At 67.7% G+C, this 18,983-nt stretch carries 20 protein-coding genes; 14 read left to right on the forward strand and 6 right to left on the reverse strand.

Annotated elements, in window-relative coordinates; genetic code table 11:
* The first annotated feature begins 207 nt into the window (after positions 1-207).
* The 7 genes from DB31_RS31205 to DB31_RS31235 all read left to right on the forward strand — a co-directional run bounded on the left by DB31_RS31205 (position 208) and on the right by DB31_RS31235 (position 6,151).
* Positions 208-492 carry a hypothetical protein gene (locus tag DB31_RS31205; RefSeq protein ID WP_052420393.1) on the forward strand — a complete coding sequence of 95 codons (285 nt, stop codon included), beginning with the start codon at positions 208-210 and terminating at the stop codon, positions 490-492.
* Between the two features lie 76 nt (positions 493-568).
* Positions 569-859, forward strand: coding sequence for a hypothetical protein (locus DB31_RS31210; RefSeq protein WP_044194278.1), 291 nt, complete (start codon positions 569-571; stop codon positions 857-859).
* 178 nt (positions 860-1,037) lie between these two features.
* Complete coding sequence (locus tag DB31_RS31215) at positions 1,038-1,679, forward strand: (2Fe-2S)-binding protein (protein WP_205628599.1); 642 nt, start codon at positions 1,038-1,040, stop codon at positions 1,677-1,679.
* A complete protein-coding gene (locus DB31_RS31220) occupies positions 1,679-4,159 on the forward strand; it encodes a xanthine dehydrogenase family protein molybdopterin-binding subunit (RefSeq protein WP_083968902.1) in 2,481 nt (826 codons plus the stop codon). The genes DB31_RS31215 and DB31_RS31220 overlap by 1 nt, the downstream gene beginning before the upstream one ends.
* Before the next feature lie 16 nt (positions 4,160-4,175).
* Entirely contained in the window at positions 4,176-5,165 is a 990-nt protein-coding gene (locus DB31_RS31225) for an FAD binding domain-containing protein (RefSeq protein ID WP_044194280.1), read from the forward strand.
* A gap of 8 nt (positions 5,166-5,173) precedes the next feature.
* Positions 5,174-5,410, forward strand: a complete 237-nt coding sequence (locus DB31_RS31230) for a hypothetical protein (RefSeq protein ID WP_044194282.1) — start codon at positions 5,174-5,176, stop codon at positions 5,408-5,410.
* 207 nt (positions 5,411-5,617) lie between these two features.
* A complete protein-coding gene (locus DB31_RS31235; RefSeq protein ID WP_044194285.1) occupies positions 5,618-6,151 on the forward strand; it encodes a hypothetical protein in 534 nt (177 codons plus the stop codon).
* Positions 6,152-6,270: 119 nt separating this feature from the next.
* Here the strand turns inward: DB31_RS31235 and DB31_RS31240 are convergent, their stop codons facing one another.
* From DB31_RS31240 to DB31_RS31250, 3 genes are all read right to left on the reverse strand, one after another.
* On the reverse strand, positions 6,271-7,002 hold the full coding sequence (locus DB31_RS31240; protein ID WP_044194287.1) for a hypothetical protein: 732 nt from the start codon (positions 7,000-7,002) through the stop codon (positions 6,271-6,273).
* Between the two features lie 57 nt (positions 7,003-7,059).
* Positions 7,060-7,869 carry a hypothetical protein gene (locus tag DB31_RS31245; RefSeq protein WP_044194751.1) on the reverse strand — a complete coding sequence of 270 codons (810 nt, stop codon included), beginning with the start codon at positions 7,867-7,869 and terminating at the stop codon, positions 7,060-7,062.
* A 178-nt stretch (positions 7,870-8,047) separates the two neighbouring features.
* Entirely contained in the window at positions 8,048-9,181 is a 1,134-nt protein-coding gene (locus tag DB31_RS31250; protein ID WP_157232263.1) for a hypothetical protein, read from the reverse strand.
* Positions 9,182-9,328: 147 nt separating this feature from the next.
* Between DB31_RS31250 and DB31_RS31255 the strand changes: the two genes are divergently transcribed.
* A complete protein-coding gene (locus tag DB31_RS31255) occupies positions 9,329-10,156 on the forward strand; it encodes an SDR family oxidoreductase (protein ID WP_044194294.1) in 828 nt (275 codons plus the stop codon).
* A gap of 15 nt (positions 10,157-10,171) precedes the next feature.
* On the opposite strand, the gene DB31_RS31260 is transcribed toward DB31_RS31255, so the two are convergent.
* Both DB31_RS31260 and DB31_RS31265 read right to left on the reverse strand, forming a co-directional pair.
* Entirely contained in the window at positions 10,172-10,975 is an 804-nt protein-coding gene (locus tag DB31_RS31260) for a class I SAM-dependent methyltransferase (RefSeq protein ID WP_276203665.1), read from the reverse strand.
* A 38-nt stretch (positions 10,976-11,013) separates the two neighbouring features.
* Positions 11,014-11,580, reverse strand: coding sequence for a NifU family protein (locus tag DB31_RS31265; protein WP_083968904.1), 567 nt, complete (start codon positions 11,578-11,580; stop codon positions 11,014-11,016).
* A 198-nt stretch (positions 11,581-11,778) separates the two neighbouring features.
* On the opposite strand from DB31_RS31265, the gene DB31_RS31270 reads away from it, so the two are divergent.
* The 6 genes from DB31_RS31270 to DB31_RS31295 all read left to right on the forward strand — a co-directional run bounded on the left by DB31_RS31270 (position 11,779) and on the right by DB31_RS31295 (position 17,359).
* Positions 11,779-12,348 carry a DUF2378 family protein gene (locus DB31_RS31270; protein ID WP_044194297.1) on the forward strand — a complete coding sequence of 190 codons (570 nt, stop codon included), beginning with the start codon at positions 11,779-11,781 and terminating at the stop codon, positions 12,346-12,348.
* 69 nt (positions 12,349-12,417) lie between these two features.
* Positions 12,418-13,578, forward strand: coding sequence for a GNAT family N-acetyltransferase (locus DB31_RS31275; RefSeq protein WP_044194299.1), 1,161 nt, complete (start codon positions 12,418-12,420; stop codon positions 13,576-13,578).
* Positions 13,579-13,615: 37 nt separating this feature from the next.
* Positions 13,616-13,939: an ATP-dependent Clp protease adaptor ClpS gene (locus DB31_RS31280; RefSeq protein WP_044194301.1), complete on the forward strand. Its 324-nt coding sequence runs from the start codon at positions 13,616-13,618 to the stop codon at positions 13,937-13,939.
* 3 nt (positions 13,940-13,942) lie between these two features.
* A complete protein-coding gene (clpA, locus tag DB31_RS31285; RefSeq protein WP_044194303.1) occupies positions 13,943-16,234 on the forward strand; it encodes an ATP-dependent Clp protease ATP-binding subunit ClpA in 2,292 nt (763 codons plus the stop codon).
* 79 nt (positions 16,235-16,313) lie between these two features.
* A complete protein-coding gene (locus tag DB31_RS31290) occupies positions 16,314-16,925 on the forward strand; it encodes a hypothetical protein (protein ID WP_157232264.1) in 612 nt (203 codons plus the stop codon).
* Positions 16,926-16,954: 29 nt separating this feature from the next.
* The gene (locus DB31_RS31295) at positions 16,955-17,359 is read left to right on the forward strand and encodes a hypothetical protein (RefSeq protein WP_044194309.1); all 405 of its coding nucleotides are present in this window, start codon (positions 16,955-16,957) and stop codon (positions 17,357-17,359) included.
* A gap of 24 nt (positions 17,360-17,383) precedes the next feature.
* On the opposite strand, the gene DB31_RS31300 is transcribed toward DB31_RS31295, so the two are convergent.
* Positions 17,384-18,982 carry a methyl-accepting chemotaxis protein gene (locus tag DB31_RS31300; RefSeq protein ID WP_083968907.1) on the reverse strand — a complete coding sequence of 533 codons (1,599 nt, stop codon included), beginning with the start codon at positions 18,980-18,982 and terminating at the stop codon, positions 17,384-17,386.
* Between the last annotated feature and the right edge of the window lies 1 nt (position 18,983).

Consider the following 18,983-nt stretch of genomic DNA (forward strand, 5'->3'; position numbering starts at 1 on the left):
CCTCGCAAACGAGAGTCACCAGCCTGTAGACAGGTGTCACCACGCCACTTACACAAGCACACCTCAGCTTCGTCAGACCCGACGCACTGCATTCAAGGAATAAACAGAAGGATGCGTCAAAAAAGACCAATGAGACAAAGCATTAAAAACTGCTAAACCAGTTTTGCCCGCCGGACGTGTTTCCGGCATTGCCCCCGGAGTCTCCACATGAAGCTGAAGACCTTGATGATGAGCTTGGCGTTTGGCGCCTTCCTCTCTGCCTGTGGCGGCCCGCTGCCCGAGGAGGGCGTGGACAGCATGGCGGACGAGATCGGCAGCGCTGAGCAGGGCGTCTGTGAGGGTTGGGAAAGCGGCGGGCGCCGGTGTACCTGGAAGTGCAGCTCCGGCGGCATGTGGATCTACGCCACCGGCCAAGTGTCCTATGGCGGGTGCACTGCGTACGCGAACGACTTCTGCAAGGGCACCGCGTCTTCCGTCTGCTGGAGCCGCTAGCACCTTCTGGGCGAGGCAGTGAGGCGCCGCCCTCCATTTCTGAAGCACCCACCCTTCCCTGAGAAAGGCAATTTCCATGAAGCTGAAGACCCTGATGATGAGCCTGGCGTTCGGTGCCCTCCTCTCCGCATGTGGCGGCCCCATCACCGAGGAGGGCGAGGTCACGGAGCAAGAGATCGGCTCGACGAGCCAGGCCCTCTGTGAGGGTTGGGACAACGGCGCCCGCTACTGCACGTTCCGGTGCACCGCCTCGCAGACTACGCATTACTTCGCCGGCTACGGCGACGTGCCCTACGGCAACTGCACCGCGTACGCCAACAACTACTGCGGCCGAACCGCGGTCAGCGTCTGCTGGAGCAAGCTCTAGTCCGTTCCCCGGCAGCCCGGTCCAAAACCCCTCAGACCGGGCCGCCGTCGGCGACACCGCAGCGGTGGGAACAGCTCAGGCGGTGTTGACCATCAGAAGCTTGTAAATCCTTCGCATCCTCGCGATGGATTTACCCGGTGGGGTGCTCCTTAGATGTATCCGCGAGAGGAGCCCCACCGTGTCCCCACCCGATGACTCTGATCCCAAGCCGCTGCTTCCCAAGCTCAGCCGCCGCGCCTTCTTCAAAGGAGCGGGCGCTTCCGCGCTGACCGCGTCCCTTGCCCAGTCCGCAGCCGAAGCGGCGGCAGCGGCCTCCCCAGCAGTGGTCGGCCCTGAGCCCTCCGCGCTGTCGCTCGTCATCAACGGCCACACCGTGACCGTCCACGCGGACCCCGCCACGACGCTGGCCGAGGTGCTCCGCAACCACCTGAGCATGACGGGGACGAAGATCGGCTGCGACCGCGGCGCCTGCTCCGCCTGCACCGTCTGGCTGGATGGCGAGGTCGCCGCCAGTTGCATGACGCTGGCCCTCGACGCCCGGGGACGGAAGATCACCACCATCGAGGGGCTCGCCCGCGGAGAGGAGCTCCACCCCGTCCAGCGAGCCTTCGTGGAGAACGATGCGCTGCAGTGCGGGTTCTGCACCCCTGGCATGGTCATGAGCTGCGCCGCGCTCGTGGAGCGAAACCCGAAGTGCACGCTCGATGACGTGAAGCAGGCCGTCAGCGGCCATCTGTGCCGGTGCGGCACCTATCCCAACGTCTTCAAGGCCACCCTCGCCGCAGCCCAGGCGAGCAGCAAGGGCAAGGGGAAGAGCTGATGCAAGACGTCAAGGACACCACGGGCACCCAGTCGTCCCACAAGCCCGCCTCCGGCCAGCAGGAGCAGACCCCAGGCCCCCAGAAGCCACCGGCTCCGAACCCAGGCCCCGCCCGCCAGCAGGCCGTGCCGTATGGGATTGTCGGCCAGGGGCTGAAGGAGGTCACCCGGCGGGTGCCGCTGGACGAGCCGCCCCCCCTGCCCGAGAACGCCAAGCTGAAGTCCATTGGCAAGCCCGTGACCCGGCTGGACGCCGTCGAGAAGGTCACCGGCAAGGCTCGCTATACCTTTGACGTCCAGCTCCCCGGCATGCTCTGGGCCAAGTGGGTCGCCTCGCCCCTGCCCCATGCCCGCATCAAGTCCGTGGACACCTCGGCGGCCGAGCGCGCTCCCGGCGTCCGCGCCGTTCACGTCCTGGAGCGGCTGCTGTCCACCGCGAAGCTGAGGGACCCCAAGGCCGAGCAGTCCCAGCGCTACCCCACCATCCGCTACGCCGGCCAGCCCATCGCCGCAGTGGCCGCCGACACCCCTCGCGCCGCCGAGGCCGCCGCCAAGCTCATTCGCGTGGAGTACGAGCCCCTGCCCCACGTGACGGAGATCGAAGCGGCCATGAAGGAGAACGCGCCTCGCGTCTTCCCGGGCCCCACCGAACAGCCCGCCACTGCGGGAGGCGGCGGCGCGCCCCCAGGCCTGCCTCAGAAGGGCAACGTGCGCGGCCCTGACACCAAGCCCCGGGGCATGGGCCCTCGCGGCGACGTGGAGCAGGGCTTCCGCGAGTCCGACGTCATCATCGAGGCGGAGTTCCGGACCCAGGTCCAGACCCATGTGCCCATGGAGCCACATGGGCTCGTCGCCGACTGGCGGGACGAGGGGCTCACCCTCTACGCCTCCACCCAATACGTCGGCAGCGTCCGGGACGAGGCCGCCGAGAACTTCGACCTGCCCAAGAACAAGGTCCGCGTCATCTGTGACTTCACGGGCGGCGGCTTCGGCGCGAAGTACGGCATTGGCAACTACGGGCTGCTGGCCATCCACCTGTCGCGCAAGGCCCGGCTGCCGGTGCGGATGATGCTCGACCGCCGAGAAGAGCATGTCTCGGGCGGCAACCGCCCCAACAGCATCCAGCGGCTCAAGCTCGGCGCCAAGCGCGATGGCTCCCTGACCGCCCTCCAGCTCCAAGCCCATGGCAGCGGCGGCGTGGCCGGTGGCGCGGGCGTCGGCTTCGCCCACTCCACGCTCTACGCGTGCCCGAACGTGCGCGTGGAGCAGTATGACGTCTTCACCAACGCGGGGCCCTGCGCGGCCTTCCGCGCCCCCGGCCAGGTCCAGGGCATCTTCAGTCTGGAGCAGGCCATCGACGAGCTGGCGGAGCGGATTGGGATGGATCCCCTCGCGCTCCGGAGCAAGATCGACGTCTCCGGGACGGATGACTCGCTGGCGCGCGCCCAAGAGCGCCGGATCGGCGCCGAGCGCTTCGGCTGGAACAAGCGGCGCCCCGCGGGCTCGGACAAGGGTCCGATCAAGCGCGGCATCGGGTTCGCCCAGTCCCAGTGGCTCTACCTGGTCCACCTCAACACCGCCTGCGAGGTGCGCGTGTCCGGGGATGGCTCCGTCGAGGCCTTCAGCAGCACGCAGGACATCGGCACGGGGACTCGCACCGTCCTGGCCCAGGTGGTCGCAGAGGAGTTCGGCCTGCGCCCAGAGGACATCGGGGCACGCGTCGGCGACTCGCGCTACCCCATGGGGCCCGCCTCGGGCGGAAGCCGCGTCACCAGCTCGTTGACGCCCGCCGCCCGGAACGCCGCCTACCGCTGCGCCCGGGAGCTGGCCAACCGGCTCGCCCGCGTCCTGGAGGCGAACGCGGAGGACATCGCCTTCGCCGACGGCAAGGTGGTGGTGAAGGGCCAGGCCTCGAAGACGCTGCCCTTCCGTGAGGCCGTCAAGAAGGCGGGCTTCGAGGAGATCTCCCAGCGCGCCGAGCGACGGGACGACTACGAAGGATTCGCGGCCTCCATGCGCGACATGGGCATCAGCAAGCACGGCATCGGCGGTGTGCAGTTCGCCGAAGTCGCCGTCGACACGGAGACAGGCATCGTCAAGGTGGAGCGGGTGGTCGCGGTGCATGACTGCGGGCGCCCCATCAACCCCAAGCTCACCGAGAGCCAAATCTATGGCGGCGTCATTCAAGGCGTGAGCTACGCCCTCTACGAGGAGCGCCATCTGGACTCCGCGAGCGGACTTCAGCTCAACGCCAACGTGGACCAGTACAAAATTGTCGGTTCACGCGAGGTGCCGCAGATCGAGGTCCACCTGCTGGAGCAGCTGGGAGGGCAGTCCTCGACGGATGCGCGCGGCGTGGCCGAGCCCGCCAACGTGGCGACGGCCGCCGCGGTGGCCAATGCCTTCTACAACGCGACGGGCAAGCGCATCCGGACGCTCCCGATGACGCCTGCCAACGTGCTCGCGGCGCTGCGAGCCTGAGACTTCGGAGAGAACCATGCAGAGCTTCGAGTGGGTAGATGCCCAGTCCGTGGAGCAGGCCGTCTCGCTGCTGGCCGAGAGCACCGACGGCAAGCCGGTCGTCGCGAAGGCCGGCGGAATGGATCTGCTGGACCTCATGAAGGGGGGCGTGGTGAACCCCTCCCGGGTGGTGAATCTCAAGACCATCCCCGGGATGGACGGGGTGCGCTTCGACGCGCAGCAGGGCCTGGAGCTGGGCGCCCTGGTGACGCTGGCCCGGATTTCGAAGGACCCCGAGGTGCGCCGCCGCTTCGTGGCGCTCGCGGATGCGGCCGAGCACGCCGCGACGCCCCAGGTCCGCAACGCCGCCACCGTGGGAGGCAACCTGCTCCAGCGCCCCCGCTGCTGGTACTTCCGGGACGAGCACTTCCATCAGGCCCGTGGCGATGAGGCCGAGCGGGTGCGCGAGGGCCAGAACCAGTACCACGCCATCTTCGACAACCAGCGCACGGTGATGGTGCACGCCTCCACTCCCGCCACGGCGTTGGTGGCCTATGGAGCATCCGTCGAGCTGAGCGGCCCCGGCGGCAAGACGCGAGTGGTGCCCGTGGCCGACTTCCTGCTGCCGCCGGACATGAAGCGCCCGCGCGATACGGTCATCGCTCCCAACGAGCTGCTGACGCGCGTGCGCATCCCAGCGCCCGCGGCGGGAACGAAGGCCGCGTACCACAAGCAAGGTGAGCGCGAGAGCTACGACTGGCCCATTTGCGACGTGGCGGTGGTGTTGCGAATGGAGGGACAGACCGTCCGGCAGGCCGCGATTGCCCTGGGATGGGTGGCGCCCACGCCTCGGCGGTCGGCGGAGGCAGAGAAGCTCCTGGTGGGGAAGAAGCTGGACGAAGAGCTCGCTCGCCAGGCGGCGCGGGCGGCCGTGAGCGGGGCGACGCCGCTGTCGAAGAACGCCTACAAGGTCCCCGTGCTCGAAGCAGTCATCCGCAGGACGGTGCTGGCCGCCGCGGCAGCCTGAGGAGGCGCATGGACTCGGGCTCCGAGCCGAAGCCGCCGCGCGTCTGCCGGCGGGTGCGTTCGAAGGGAGAGCCGGGCGTCCAGTATGACGACGCCGTGGGCTGGGAGGTGGGCTTCGTCTCGACTGCCACCTTCTGGTGCGTGGCGACGGGCGAGAGCGTGGGGCCCGATGACGACCTGGTGCACCCGCATGCCTGTGGTGAGGGGCGCGTGTGCTTCCGGGCCCCCGTCGACGACGCCGGGTGATCGGTCCTCAACGAGACACGGCACGAGAAGGACAACGCTGTGTTCTGAACGGCCCTGCCTTCCAGTGCGGCAAGGTATTCCGAAACGGGCATCCAACCAGCGCTCGGGGACACTGCCCGCAATGAGGGCGGCATCCCATTGTGGCGCCGCTCCAGGACGCCTGCTCCTGGAGCGAGCAACCCCGTGTCAGTCCCTTCGGAGGAGTGAATGTCTTTTTTTGATCTGCCGCTCTGGAAGCGGTGTGCCCTCATCGTGTGCAGCGCCGTCCTCGTGGCACCGCTGGTCTACGCCCAGTCCGAGTCCGGCAACCTCCGTACCGAGGCCGATCGCAGGATGGTGCACACCCAGTACTCGCTGCCCTACCAGTTGCACCTGACGTGCGAGCTATCGTGGCCCGGCCAGGTGCGGCGCTTCCGGGTCACTTGCAGCGACACCAGCAAGATCGATGTGAAGGTGGCGGACTGCTGCATCCCGGGCGACCACTGGCAGGTGACGGTCAGGCAGTGGGACTCCCGGCCCAACACGGCCGTGACGACCGCTCCCGGAGGGGCCGGCAGCTTCGGCGTGCCCGGGCGTGTCTACACGTACAACTCCTCGACGAACGTGGATGCCCTCATCGAGTGCAGCTACCCGCACGGCATCAACGTGTTCCCCGCCGAGGCAGACATCCTCTTGGAGTTCAGCGGCATGTGTTACGCGGAAGATGTGGACTCCAGCAGCGAGTTCAGCCGCGCCCGGTGAGTTCCTAGGGAGGGAGGGGAAGTTCGCAGCACTGGCGTACGCGGCCCCCCGTCTCGCACTCTCGCCCCGAGAGATCGACGGGGGGCCGCGATCTTCTCCAGCGGCCTCTCAGCGTGGACTCAGTCCTCCACGTCCACGCAGACCTCCTCCACCTCCTGCACGGAGTACTCCGTGGCCCCGTTGATGGTCGCATAGGAGGTGGGGTTGCCGTTCACGTCGATCGCCCACCGTTCGCTGCGAGGAATGCAGGGCACGGAGCCATCGGGGGGACGGGTGCTCGTGCGCGAGTTGTAGTGGAGCGTCACGGTGCGCGTGGCGTCGTCGTAGACCATGCGGTTCCCCTTGTCGTCCGTGCAAATGTCAGTGGGTGGCGCCGCGAGGGGACGCCCGGCCTCATCCCACGTATCAAAGCCGTGGTTGATGAGCCGTCCCGCTGAATCGTAGACGTAGGACGTCTCCCCAAACGACTCCGCGTGAAGGTACGGAGCCACGATGGTCCCCGAGTCGAAGCCGTCGCGGCTGACGCTGACGGAGATGGCCCGCACGCGCCCCACTGGAGACTGTTCATCGATGAAGTCCCTCAGGCTGGCATAGCGAACGGTCTGGGTATGGACCGAAGGCTTCGCGTACTGGTCCAGGTAGTGGGCGGTGCACGTCCTCTCGAGGAGATCCCTGTTGAGCGCACAGTCGACGCGAATGGGTGGCTGGATGTTGGGATAGCCGTTGGTGAGGCCCTCGCCCGAGGACAGGTATTGGGTGGCGTGGTTCCGGCAGCGCCGCGTGGGGCTGGGTTCACAGCCTACAGCCATCGAGACCAGTACCAGGGCGCTCACTCGCCAGAAGAAGCTCATGTCATCTCCCGTGGATGGGATACGCCCGGCCGCGCACGTCGGAGAACAGGATAGCTCTCAGAGCCAGCTTGAGTCACACCGAGGGCAGCTCCGGGCCCGATCGTACTCAGCCAGCGGCCCCTCAAAACCACAGGCGAAGCAGGTGCGCGGCTTCCCCGCGGCGGCGCGCGGCGCCTCCTCTTCCCTGCGCACCGCCGGGGCGGGAACCAGGACTGCCTCGGGGAGGGGGCGTCCCGGCTCCCAGACCTCCTCGATGCGGGGAGCCTCCAGCCGCTCGGGTGTCCCCTCCACCACTGCGGCGACGAAGCCGGGGGGCATCTCACGCGCCGCGTGCCGTTTGAGGCTCACGTCCTGGGAGAGCGAAGAGCCCGCGTTCGTTTTCACGGCGAACGAGAACGACAGACCTCCGGACAACAGGGAGTCCTTCACCGAGTCGGCGATGTCGAACTCGACGGACATGGAGGGCGAGCGCATGTCGCTCTCCTTGGGAATCTCCAGCGTGTCGAAGAGCTTCCACGCCGGACGCACGCGCGTGGCCTTCGGGTGCAGCTTGGACTCCACGCGGAACTGCAGCTCGGAGAGCCCCTCCGGGAGCGAGAGGGGCAGACTCCAACGGACGACCTTGCCTGCGGCGAGCGCCGGCAGCGGGAGGCGCTTGAGGCTCAGCTCGCCTCGGTTGTTTGTGAGCCGGGCGACGATGTGCAGACTGTCGGTCGTGATCAGCGGCTCAAAGGCGCTCTGCAGCCATACCGTCGCGACCGCGTCGCCGGACGGCCCTCGGACCACGGGCTCCACGTGGATGTGGACCGCGCCAAACTCGCGGGGCGTGCGCCCGGTGTGGTCCAGAAAGTCTTCATACTCTGGCATGCGCGCATCCTGCCCCTGTGCGCAACCCACCACAACTGCCCCTCCCGTCTGAAGGAATGCGCTAAGCCGCCCCCTACAGCCTCAGCCTGTGGCCGGATCAATGGGAGGCTGGAGATGACGCTCCCAGGCATCAAGGAGATACACCGGGCAGTGAGTCGGCCTGGGCCTGCTGCCCGGCCTACAGGAACGTCACGCCAATGGTGAAGCTGGCCAGGAAGCCTCCGTGCTGGGAGAGATCGGCGGCGATATCCAGCAAGGGGTTGAGCTCACTGCCATCCTGCGTTTGGACGTTGTCCTGGCGCAGCCGGAAGCCCCAGCCCAGGCGGGGCACCACGTACAGGTGGCTGCCCAGCGCTCCGCGCAGCCCCAGGGACGCGGTGGCCACGGGCGTGGGGAGCAGATCCGCGTACTGCGCATAGTCCCCGGACTTCAGGTAGGACTCGCCCCCCGTGTTGTAGCTCACGCCACCCTCCAGGAAGGGACTCGCGCGGCGAGCGCCGAGGGGGTACAGGCGAAGCTGCCCGCTCAGGCGCCGGCCCCAGGCGCCGAAGCCCGCGCCGAGATTGAGGCCCACGTACTCGACCGGACGAAACTCCAACTCCGCGCCCACGATGCCCGAGGGGCTGTTGAAGCCAGCCGCCAGCCCCAGATCCACCTTGTTCCGGCCGCTGGGCTTGGAGCGCAGCTCCGGCTCGTAGGAGTCATCCGAGTCCCGTGAGGAGGAGGAAGAAGAGGAGGAAGGAGAGGCAGCCTCCTGCGCTTGCATCTCGGCGATACGCTCGGCGCGGCTCTTGGGCCGAGGAGCAGGCTCTGCGGTCGGGGCCTCCGGCGCGGGAGCGGGTGCGGCAGCGACAGCGGGAGGCGCCGCCTCAGCCACCTGTTTCTTGCGCTGCTCCTCCAAGGTGGCGGCCTGGGCGAGGATGTCCTGCGCCATGGCCACCATGCCCTTGTTGCTCAACTTCGGGCTGGCATACTCGTACGAGAGCGGGTGGGAGAGCTGCGGCGGTTGAACGGTCTGGAGCGTGTAGACGAGCTTGTACTTCGGGCCGCTGCGCGCCAGCGTCGCGTCGACGCGCACCTCCACCCCCTCCAGCTCGGTGCCGGGCAGGAGCGTGGCCTGCTCGGGGTTCTCGGCCAGCGCCTGCTTCAGGCCCGCCAGGGTGCGCGTCTGCAGCGTGCGCGCGCTCATCGCGGGGACCGAGCTCTCGAAGTGTCCCAGTTGCAGGCGCACGGGCTCGGCGAGCGCGGCAACGGGAAGGGAGACAGCGCCTAGCGCAAGGCCGAGGCTCAGGGTTCTAAGGAGGGGGGGCATGTCGCGGGCTCCGGGGGTGAGCAGCGGGCCCTTGGACGGCGTACCCCTCGGAATATTCGGAGCGTTTTACGGTGGCGCTTTCTGGCTCTGGCTGGACTCCTGGCCCCCCGTGAGTGAAGAATCCTCCAACGCTTGGAGCCCTGCGCGATGCGCCCACCGAACTGCAAGGTCATCCTCATCACGGGAGCCTCGTCCGGCATCGGCAAGGCCTGCGCTGAGTTGCTGACCGCGGAAGACCACATCGTCTATGGGACGAGCCGCAGGCCCTCCGCTATGCCCACCGAGTACCGGATGCTGGAGATGGACGTCACCCGGGACGACTCGGTCCAGCGCGCGGTGGAGAGGGTCCTCGCCGAGTCCGGCACCCTCGACGTCGTGGTGAACAACGCTGGCTATGCCCTGGCAGGTTCCATCGAGGACACCACCCTCGAGGAAGCGCAGCAGCAACTCGACACCAACTTCATGGGCACCGTGCGCGTGTGCAAGGCCGTGCTCCCGCCCATGCGTGCCCAGGGCTCGGGACTCCTTATCAACGTCAGCTCCCTGGGAGGTGCCCTGGGGCTTCCCTTTCAAGCCTTCTACAGCGCCAGCAAGTTTGCACTGGAGGGCTTCACCGAGAGCTTGCGCCAGGAGGTGGCCCCGTTCGGGATCCAGGCCACCCTGATTCAACCCGGGGACGTGCGCACGCCCATCACCGACAACCGCCTCCAGGCTCGCCAGTCCGCTCCAGGCTCCGCCTACCGCGCGTGCTTCGAGGCGGCCCTGCGCATCATCGAGAAGGAGGAGCAGGCGGGTGTTGCGCCCGAGCAGGTCGCGCGGCTCGTGCTCGCGCTGGTGAACCACCCGTCCGTGGCCGTGCGTTACACCGTGGGCCACTTCTCCCAGCGCGCATCCACCGCCTCCAAGCCCTTCCTGCCCTCCCGGATGTTCGAGAAGCTCGTCATGTCCTTCTACGGCCTGTCCCGGCGCTCTTGAGCGGGAAATCAACAGTCATTTCGCCGCCACAGGCTCCACGTTCAGCAGCCGCGTCAGCTTCGGCTGTACCCCGAAGGAGCCCAGCAGCGTCTCCAGCTTCGCGCGCGCCGGGCGGTTCTCCCGGTGCACGCGACGGCCCAGAATCAGCTCGTTCTTCAGCGAGTGCTCCCAGCCCGTCAGCTCCGTCACCGTCACCTGGTAGCCGAACGACTCCAGCGTCATCGCCCGAATCACATTCGTCAGGTGCGAGCCGAACTCCCGCCGGTGCCACGGGTGCTGGAAGAGCATCCCCAGCGTCGCCTCCACCTCGGCCCGGTGGCCCTTGAGCTGCGCGGCCACCTCCGCCTGGCAGCACGGCACCACCGCCACGTAGTCCGCCCCGTGCTGGATGGCCGCCGCCAGCGCGTCATCCGTCGCCGTGTCACACGCGTGCAGCGCCGTGAGCAGGTGGATCCGCTCGGGCCACTGCGCGCCCTCCAGGTGCGCTGTCTGGAACTCCATCCGCGTGAAGCCCAGCCGCTTCGCCCGCTCCTCGGCACGCGCGGTCAGCTCGGCGCGGCCTTCAATCGACAGCATCGTGCCCGCCGCCGCATCCTTCAGGAACAGCTCGTAGAGGATGAAGCCCAGGTATGCGTTGCCGCTGCCCGCATCCACCACCACCGGCGAGGGGTGGCGCGTCAGAATGTCCTCCAGCGCCGGGCGCAGCAGCCCCACCAGGTGGTTGACCTGCTTGAGCTTGCGCAGAGAATCCGCGTTGAGGTGCCCCTCGCGCGTGAGCAGGTGCAGCTCGCGCAGGAGCGCCTGGGACTGATCCGGCAAGAGCTCTCGCCGGACCTGGGGGGCTTTGACGTTGCGCCTCAGACGGACACCACCTCGGTCACCTCGGGGATCAGCTCGCGCAGCCGCCCCTCGATGCCCATCTTCAGCGTCGCCGTGGAGGACGGGCACCCGCTGCACGAGCCCTGCATATGCAGGTAGACGATGCCGCCCTCGAACCGGTCCAGGGTAATGTCCCCGCCGTCCTGCGCCACCGCCGGGCGGATCTCCGCGTCCAGGATGTCCCGGATGCGGTCCTCCACCGAGCCGCTGCCGCCGCTGGCCGCCGCCGCGCGGGCCGCCGCCACCGCCGCCTCGTCCAACACTGGCTCGTTGGAGCCCAGGTGCGAGTCCAGCGTCGCCATCACCGCGTCATTCAGCTCGTCCCACTCGCCCTCGTCGCCCTTCGTCACGGTGACGAAGTTCAGGCCCACCATCACCGCCGTGACGCCCTTGACGTCCATCAGCTTGAGGGCCAGCGGGGACTTCTTCTCGGCGTCCTCCCGGTTGGTGAAGTTCACCGCGCCACTGGCCACCAGGCGCCGGTCCACCACGTACTTCAAGGTACTGGGGTTCGGGGTCCACTCGAGCTGGATGTTCACCGACATGGTCACACTCTCCTGTCTCTCTCCTCTAAGACGCCGGGCGCCCCATAGCAACCCAGACCCCTGGGACGCAAACGACCCATGTATCCCACCGGCCCCCTTTCGCCCGGTGGGCCCGTCGTATGGGCCACAACTGGACGTCTGGGTGTAGAGCCCGATGCGGAGATCGGTGTATGACCCCATTACTTAAGGACTTCTCCTATGGAGCCGAAGCTTCCCGCCCGCCCTTCCGCCGAGCCCCGCGCCCTGCCCCGCATCCCGGTCAGTGTGATGGAGGGTCTCTTCCTGCGCGGCCTCAAGGCCGAGGGCCGGCTGGCCGAGCGCCTGCTCTCCTACGGGTATGACATCAAGAAGCCCGAGGTCAGCTACTCGGTGCTCACCTACCAGCGCTGCGTGAACGCCGCCCGCGCCGAGGCCTTTGGCCACCTGAGCGACGAGGAGGCCTACCGGCTGCTCGGCCGGAAGATGGTGGACGGCTTCCTGGAGACGCTGGTGGGCAAGGTGGTGGCCGTGGCCATGCCCATGATTGGCCCGGCGCGCGTGGTGGAGCGCCTGCCCCGCTACTGCGCGATGATGGGCCGCGGCGAGATGGAGGTGCGCATCACCCCCGCCGGAGAGACGGCGCGCCGCATCTACTTCGGCGACATCTACAACCGCCCGGAGTTCTTGGCGGGAGCACTCGAGGTGGGCCTGGAGCGCGCGCACGTCAAGCCCACCGTCACCGTGGAAGAGCGCACCGCCGAGGGCTACCGGCTCTTCCTGCGCTGGTAGTTGCCCCGGGCGCTTCCTGGCGAGCCCCTCCCCTGGCCGTTATAGGCTCGCGCTACCTCCTGCGTGCCGATGTCCAGCTCCCTCCCGCTCACCTTGCGCGTCCACCGTGCCATCACCGAGCTCCCTCGCGGGGCGTGGGATGGGCTGCTCGACGACGAGGCCGTGCCCTTCCTGGAGTGGGCCTTCCTGGCTGCGCTGGAAGAGGGCGGCTGCGCCACGCCGGAGCGAGGTTGGCACCCGAGGCACCTGACGCTGTGGCGAGGCTCGCGCCTGGTGGCCGCCGCACCCGCGTACCTCCGGGATGACAGTGACGGCGAGTTCGTCTTCGACGGGGCCTGGGCTACCGCCGCCGGGCGCCTGGGCCTGCGCTACTACCCGAAGCTGGTGCTCACCGTGCCCTTCACCCCCGCCACGGGCCGCCGGGTGCTGGTGGCTCCCGGAGAGGACCGGGCCGCCCGGGAGGCGGAGCTATACGGCGCCGCGCAGGAGTACGCCCGCGCCGAGCGGCTGTCCGGGCTCCACGTCCTCTTCCACACCGAGGCAGAGGCCGCAGGCCTGGAGGCTGCGGGCTTCGCGCTGCGCCTGGGGGTGCAGTACCAGTGGACGAACGCGGGCTACTCCACGCTGGAGGACTTCCTCGGCCGCTTCCACTCCAAGCGGCGGACCCAGCTCAAGCGCGAGCTGCGCGCCCCCGAGAGCCAAGGCATCACCCTGCGCACCTTGCGTGGCGAGGAGCTGGCCGAGCTGACGCCGGACGCGCTGTTCCGCCTGTACGCCTCCACGGTGGACAAGTACCCGTGGGGGCGGCGGTTCCTCACCCCGGACTTCTTCGCCCGGCTGCTCGCCACCTTCCGGCACCGCTGCGAATTCGTGGAGGCCCTCCGGGGAGGACAACGCATCGCTGGAGCGTTCAACTTCGTCAGCCCGGGCGTCCTCTATGGCCGATACTGGGGCTGCTTCGAGGAGCATCCCTTCCTGCACTTCAACGTCTGCCTCTACCACCCCGTCCAGGAGGCCATCCGCCTCGGCCTGCGCCGCTTCGAGCCCGGGGCTGGCGGGGAGCACAAGCTCACCCGAGGTTTCGAGCCCCACATCACCTACAGCGCGCACCTGCTCCTTCACCCTGGACTCGACCGGGCGGTGCGTGCCTTCCTGCTCCAGGAGCAGGCTGCCGTCCGAGCGGGCCTGCCCAGGTGGCAGGCGGAGACGGGTTTCAAGGAGGAGGGCTGAAGCGCGGCGAGCGCCTCAGCGTCTGAGGAAAGAGCTTATGGCCCAGAAGTTCGAAAACGACGAGAACGTCGTTACAGAGACCCAGCACGAGAAGAAGCTCAAGAAGCCCAAGCTCTACAAGGTCCTCCTGCACAACGACAACTACACCACGCGCGAGTTCGTGGTGGCGGTGCTCAAGGAGGTCTTCCACAAATCCGAGACGGATGCCGTGCAGATCATGCTCCACGTTCATTACAACGGCATCGGCGTGGCGGGCGTTTATACGTATGAAGTCGCAGAGACGAAGATCAAGATTGTGGAGGCCGCAGCGCAGGACAATGGGTTCCCGCTGCGCCTCTCGATGGAACCAGAGGAAGGTTGAACCGTGGCTGGACCGCTGATTGCCAAGGAGTTGCAGACGAGCTTCCGCAATGCGCTGGAAGAGGCGCGGAAGATGCGGCACGAGTACCTCACGCTCGAGCACCTGCTGCTCGCGCTGACCAAGGACGCGCGCACCCGCGAGGTCCTCAAGGCGTGCGGCGCCAACCTCAAGCGCCTGCAGGAGCGCCTGGAGACCTTCCTGGAGGAGACGGTCGAGCGCCTGCCCGAGGACGCGGACGCCGAGCCGCAGCAGACGATTGGCGTGGAGCGCGTGCTGCACCGCGCCGCCATGCACGCGCTGTCGGCCGAGCAGAAGGTGATTGATGGGGGGGACATCCTGGTGGCCATGTTCCGCGAGGAGGAGAGCCACGCGCTCTACGTCCTGCAGCAGGAGGGCGTCACCCGGTTGGACTTGCTGAACTACATCTCCCACGGCGTCTCCAAGGACGGCTCCCCGTCCGAGGGCGGCGGTGAGCCGCGCAATGTGCCCGCGGGGGAGGACGAGGACGGTGAGTCCTCGAAGAAGAGCCCGCTGGAGGCGTACACCACGGAGCTCAACAAGGAGGCCGCGGCGGGCCGGATTGATCCGCTGATTGGCCGCGAGAAGGAGCTGGAGCGCACCATCCAGGTGCTGTGCCGGCGCCGGAAGAACAACCCGCTCTACGTGGGCGAGACGGGCGTGGGCAAGACGGCCATCGCCGAGGGCCTGGCGCTGCACATCCACGAGGGCAAGGTGCCGGAGGTGCTCAAGGGCGCCACCGTGTACTCGCTGGACATGGGCGCGCTGCTTGCGGGCACGAAGTTCCGCGGCCAGTTCGAGGAGCGGCTCAAGGGCGTGCTCAAGGAGCTGCAGGAGCACCCCAACGCCATCCTCTTCATCGACGAGATTCACACCATCGTCGGCGCGGGAGCCACGAGCGGCGGCTCCATGGATGCATCCAACATCCTGAAGCCGGCGCTGGCCAACGGGCGGCTGCGGTGCATCGGCTCGACGACGTACCAGGAGTTCAAGGCGTCGTTCGAGCGCGACAGGGCGCTGTCTCGGCGCTTCCAGAAGATTGAGGTGCCGGAGCCCTCGGTGGAGGACACCATCAAGATCCTCGAGGGGCTCAAGAGCCGCTACGAGGACCACCACGGGGTGAAGTACGACACGGATGCCATCCGTGCGGCGGCGGAGCTGTCGGCCAAGCACATCAATGACCGGTTCCTGCCGGACAAGGCCATTGACGTCATCGACGAGACGGGCGCGGCGGAGAAGCTGAAGCCCGAGGGCGTGCGCACCGGCAAGGTGACGATGGCGGACGTGGAGAACGTGGTGGCGAAGATGGCGCGGATTCCTGCCAAGAGCGTGTCGGCGCAGGAGGGCGTGCAGCTGCAGAACCTGGAGAAGGAGCTGCAGGGCGTCATCTTCGGCCAGGACGAGGCCATCCGGAACCTGACGAGCACCATCAAGCTGGCGCGCTCGGGCCTGCGGTCCCCGGAGAAGCCGATTGGCAGCTTCCTGTTCTCGGGCCCCACGGGCGTGGGCAAGACGGAGCTGGCCAAGCAGCTGGCGAAAGTGCTGGGGGTGGAGTTCCTGCGCTTCGACATGAGCGAGTACTCGGAAAAGCACACGGTGAGCCGGCTCATCGGTGCGCCTCCGGGGTACGTGGGCTTCGACCAGGGCGGCCTGCTGACGGACGCCATTCGCAAGCACCCCTACGCGGTGCTGGTGCTGGATGAGATTGAGAAGGCGCACCCGGACCTGTTCAACATCCTGCTCCAGGTGATGGACCACGCGACGCTGACGGACAACAACGGCCGGAAGGCGGACTTCCGGAACATCATCCTGATCCTGACAACGAACGCGGGAGCGCGGGAGATGAGCACCAAGTCCATCGGCTTCGGGGACGTGCAGGCGCCGGCGGATGCGAAGCGGGCGAAGAAGGCCATCGAGCACACGTTCACGCCGGAGTTCCGCAACCGCCTGGATGGATGGATCCTGTTCAGCGGCCTGTCGCCGGAGGTCATCCTCAAGGTGGTGGACAAGGAAGTGGGCCTGCTCCAGGCGATGCTCACGGAGAAGAACGTGAAGCTGGAGCTGACGGCGCGGGCAAAGGCGTGGCTGGCCGAGCACGGGTACGATCCGGCGTTCGGCGCGCGGCCGATGGCGCGGATGGTAGACAACACGCTGAAGAAGCCGCTGGCCGAGGCGCTGCTGTTCGGCGAGCTGAAGAAGGGTGGCGTGGCCCGGTTCGATGTGGAGGGCGATCAGCTCAAGCTGAAGACCGAGCCCGTCGAGGCGGCCACGGCGTAGCAGCGCCGGTCCCCCGGGAGGAGAGCGCCTCTCCTCCTGGGTACTGGCCCCCTCCAAGGGGGCCAGTAGAATCATTGGGATGCGCTGGCCGAAGAAGTCCGCGATGGCCATTCCCGCATGTGCACTGCTCCCAGCACTCCTCATGGGACTTGCCTCTGCCTGCGCGGCCAGCAGGCCGCCGAAGTTCTGGCGTGATGCTCAGAACCGGCTCGTCGTGGAGGGCCCACTCCTCGGCCCCATCGACACTTTGGAGGCCCTTGGGCTTCAACTCTGCGGCGCGCTGCACGAGCGACCCGGAGTCGCTGCAGGTAACCGGCGTGGAGGCCAGGAGTATTGCGGCGTCATCTATCAACACCCGGGGGATGAGCGCTTCTACGCGAGCCACCCCTCGACGTTGGGGCCACCCCTGGAGGCTCCAGGTGGACGGAAGCAGTGCTACGTTCCGGATGCGGTGAGCGATCCCAGCGCCCCGGACTCGCGCATCTACGCGGACTACCACAGCCACCCTTCCATCACCCGCTTCTCCCCCGAAGATCTCCAGGCCCGGCGGCAGCGCTTCTACTTCCGCGTGATGTTCAACCCCATCTGCGAAGTGTATGTGTACGACTTTCAAGCCCGGACAGTGCTTCAACTGACGGACGGGAAGCTCGTCCCCATCAAGTACGTGACGGATGACCTGCGGGGCGAATGATGCGGCTTGCGGCTCGTGAAGGTGACTGGATGAAGAACTTCTCTCTTGGAGTGCTCCTCCTCGCGTGCACGGGCTGCTTCCATCTCCATCGGAAGCCGGTGATTGCTCCAGAGGAGGTCGCCGCCCAGATCCAGTTTCCCGAGTGGAGCCAGGATGCGACGACGACCCTCACGGGCTCCCAGCTCAAAGCGCTCCAAATTGCACTGGACGACTTCCGGCCCATCGGCACAGCGCCATCCACGACCGGGGACGCGTACACGAACTGCCTGTTGAAGCTCGAGACCTACGATGCGTGGGTTCGCCGTGGCGAGGGAATGACCTTCATCCACTTCACTCCCAAGGAGGACGAGAGGTGCGGGCTCCAGCCCACCCTCATGGATGCCGGTGCGAGCTATGCCGTCAGCGACGACGGCGTCATCCTCAAGCGCGAATGACCGGGAAGAGCTCCCAGCTTCGGGCTACTCCACCCGGTAGCTCTGCACGGCGCTGCTGAGCTGCTCGGAGATGATCTGCAGCGTGGTGGCGGCCTCGCCCGCCGAGCCGATGCGCGCCACCGTCTCATCCATCATCTTCGACAGCTCGTTCACCGCCTGGGTGATCTGGCTGATGCCCACGTTCTGCTGGTTCACCGCCGCCGCGATCTGCCGCACCGCCGAGGCGTTGTCCTGGACGATGTTCGCCAGCTCCTTCAGGTTCTGCCCCGACGTACGCACCTGCGTCAGCCCGGACTCCATGCGCTCCGCTCCGCGCTCCGTGATCCGCACCGCCGCCGACACCGAGGAGCCAATATCGTCCAGCAGCTCGCGCACCCGGCTCGTCGCCTGGATGGACTGGTCCGCCAAGGCGCGAATCTCTCGCGCCACCACCGAGAAGCCCTTGCCGTGCTCGCCGCTGCGCACCGCCTCGATGGCCGCGTTCAGCGCCAGCATGTTCGACTGGTCCGCCAGATCCTTCACCGTCTGCGTAATGCCGCCGATCTGCTGCGTGCGTTCGCCCAGCTCGACGATCTTCTGCGCAATCTCCCCCACCTGCTGGCGGATGTCGTTCAGCCCCGCCATCGTCAGCTCGATGGCCGCCTCACCCGAGCGGGCCAGCTCGTCCGCACGCTCGGCCACCGCCAGCACGCTCGCGGCCTTCTGCGCGGCCAGCAAGGACGTCTGCTTGATCTCCTGCGCCGTCACCTGCGTCTCCTGCAGCGCCGCCGCCTGCCGGGACACCGTCTGCGCCTGCTCGCCCGCGGACTGGTTCAGGTGCTCGGTGGACTGCTTCAGCGCGTCCGCCGCCTGCTGCAGGTTGATGGTCACCTCGCGCAGCTTCTCCACCATCTGGCTGAAGCTCTTCGCCAACCGCCCCACCTCGTCCCCACTCGTCACGTGGATGGGGCGCGTGAGGTCTCCGGACTCCACGATGTGGGCCGCCACGTCTGTCAGGTTCCGCAGCGGCCGGACAATGGTCCGCACGAACACTGCCGCCACTGCCACGCTCAGCGCCACCAGCACCAGTGCCAGCAGGAGCATCTCTCGAGGCAGCTCCGACGCCCGCTTCTCGATGTGTTCGCGCGAGATGCCCACGTGCACCACGCCGCGCCCGCCCACCAGCGGCACCGCCACATCAATGGCGCGCGCCTGCCCCTCCTGCAGGGTCGGCACCTGCACGGGCAGGATGCGGCGCGCCTCCGGCTCACTGGCCAGCCCCGTGGGAGAGATGCGCGCCTCGTTGAGCAGCCCGGGCGGCGGAGCCCCCTTGAAGGTGTGGGCCAGGACGCGCCCAGAAGGATCCTCCACGTAGATGTATTTGACGCCCTCCTGCACGCGGAACGCGCTCACCAGCAGCTGTAGGGTGACTTCGTTGGAGCCCTCGGTGTGCTCGACGGCGCGGGTGAACCCCAGGGCGAGCGCGGCGCCCTCGCCAGCGTGAGCACTCAGGAGGTTCTCCTCCAGGCGCTTCGTGGCGACCGTCGTCAGGATGAGCGCCAGGACGGCGCTGATACCTCCGGTCACCAGGATGAACTTGACGGACAGGCCCAGCGAGGGCCGAAACCGGAGGGACAGTCTCACG

The sequence above is a fragment of the Hyalangium minutum genome (assembly GCF_000737315.1).
Taxonomy (GTDB): domain Bacteria; phylum Myxococcota; class Myxococcia; order Myxococcales; family Myxococcaceae; genus Hyalangium; species Hyalangium minutum.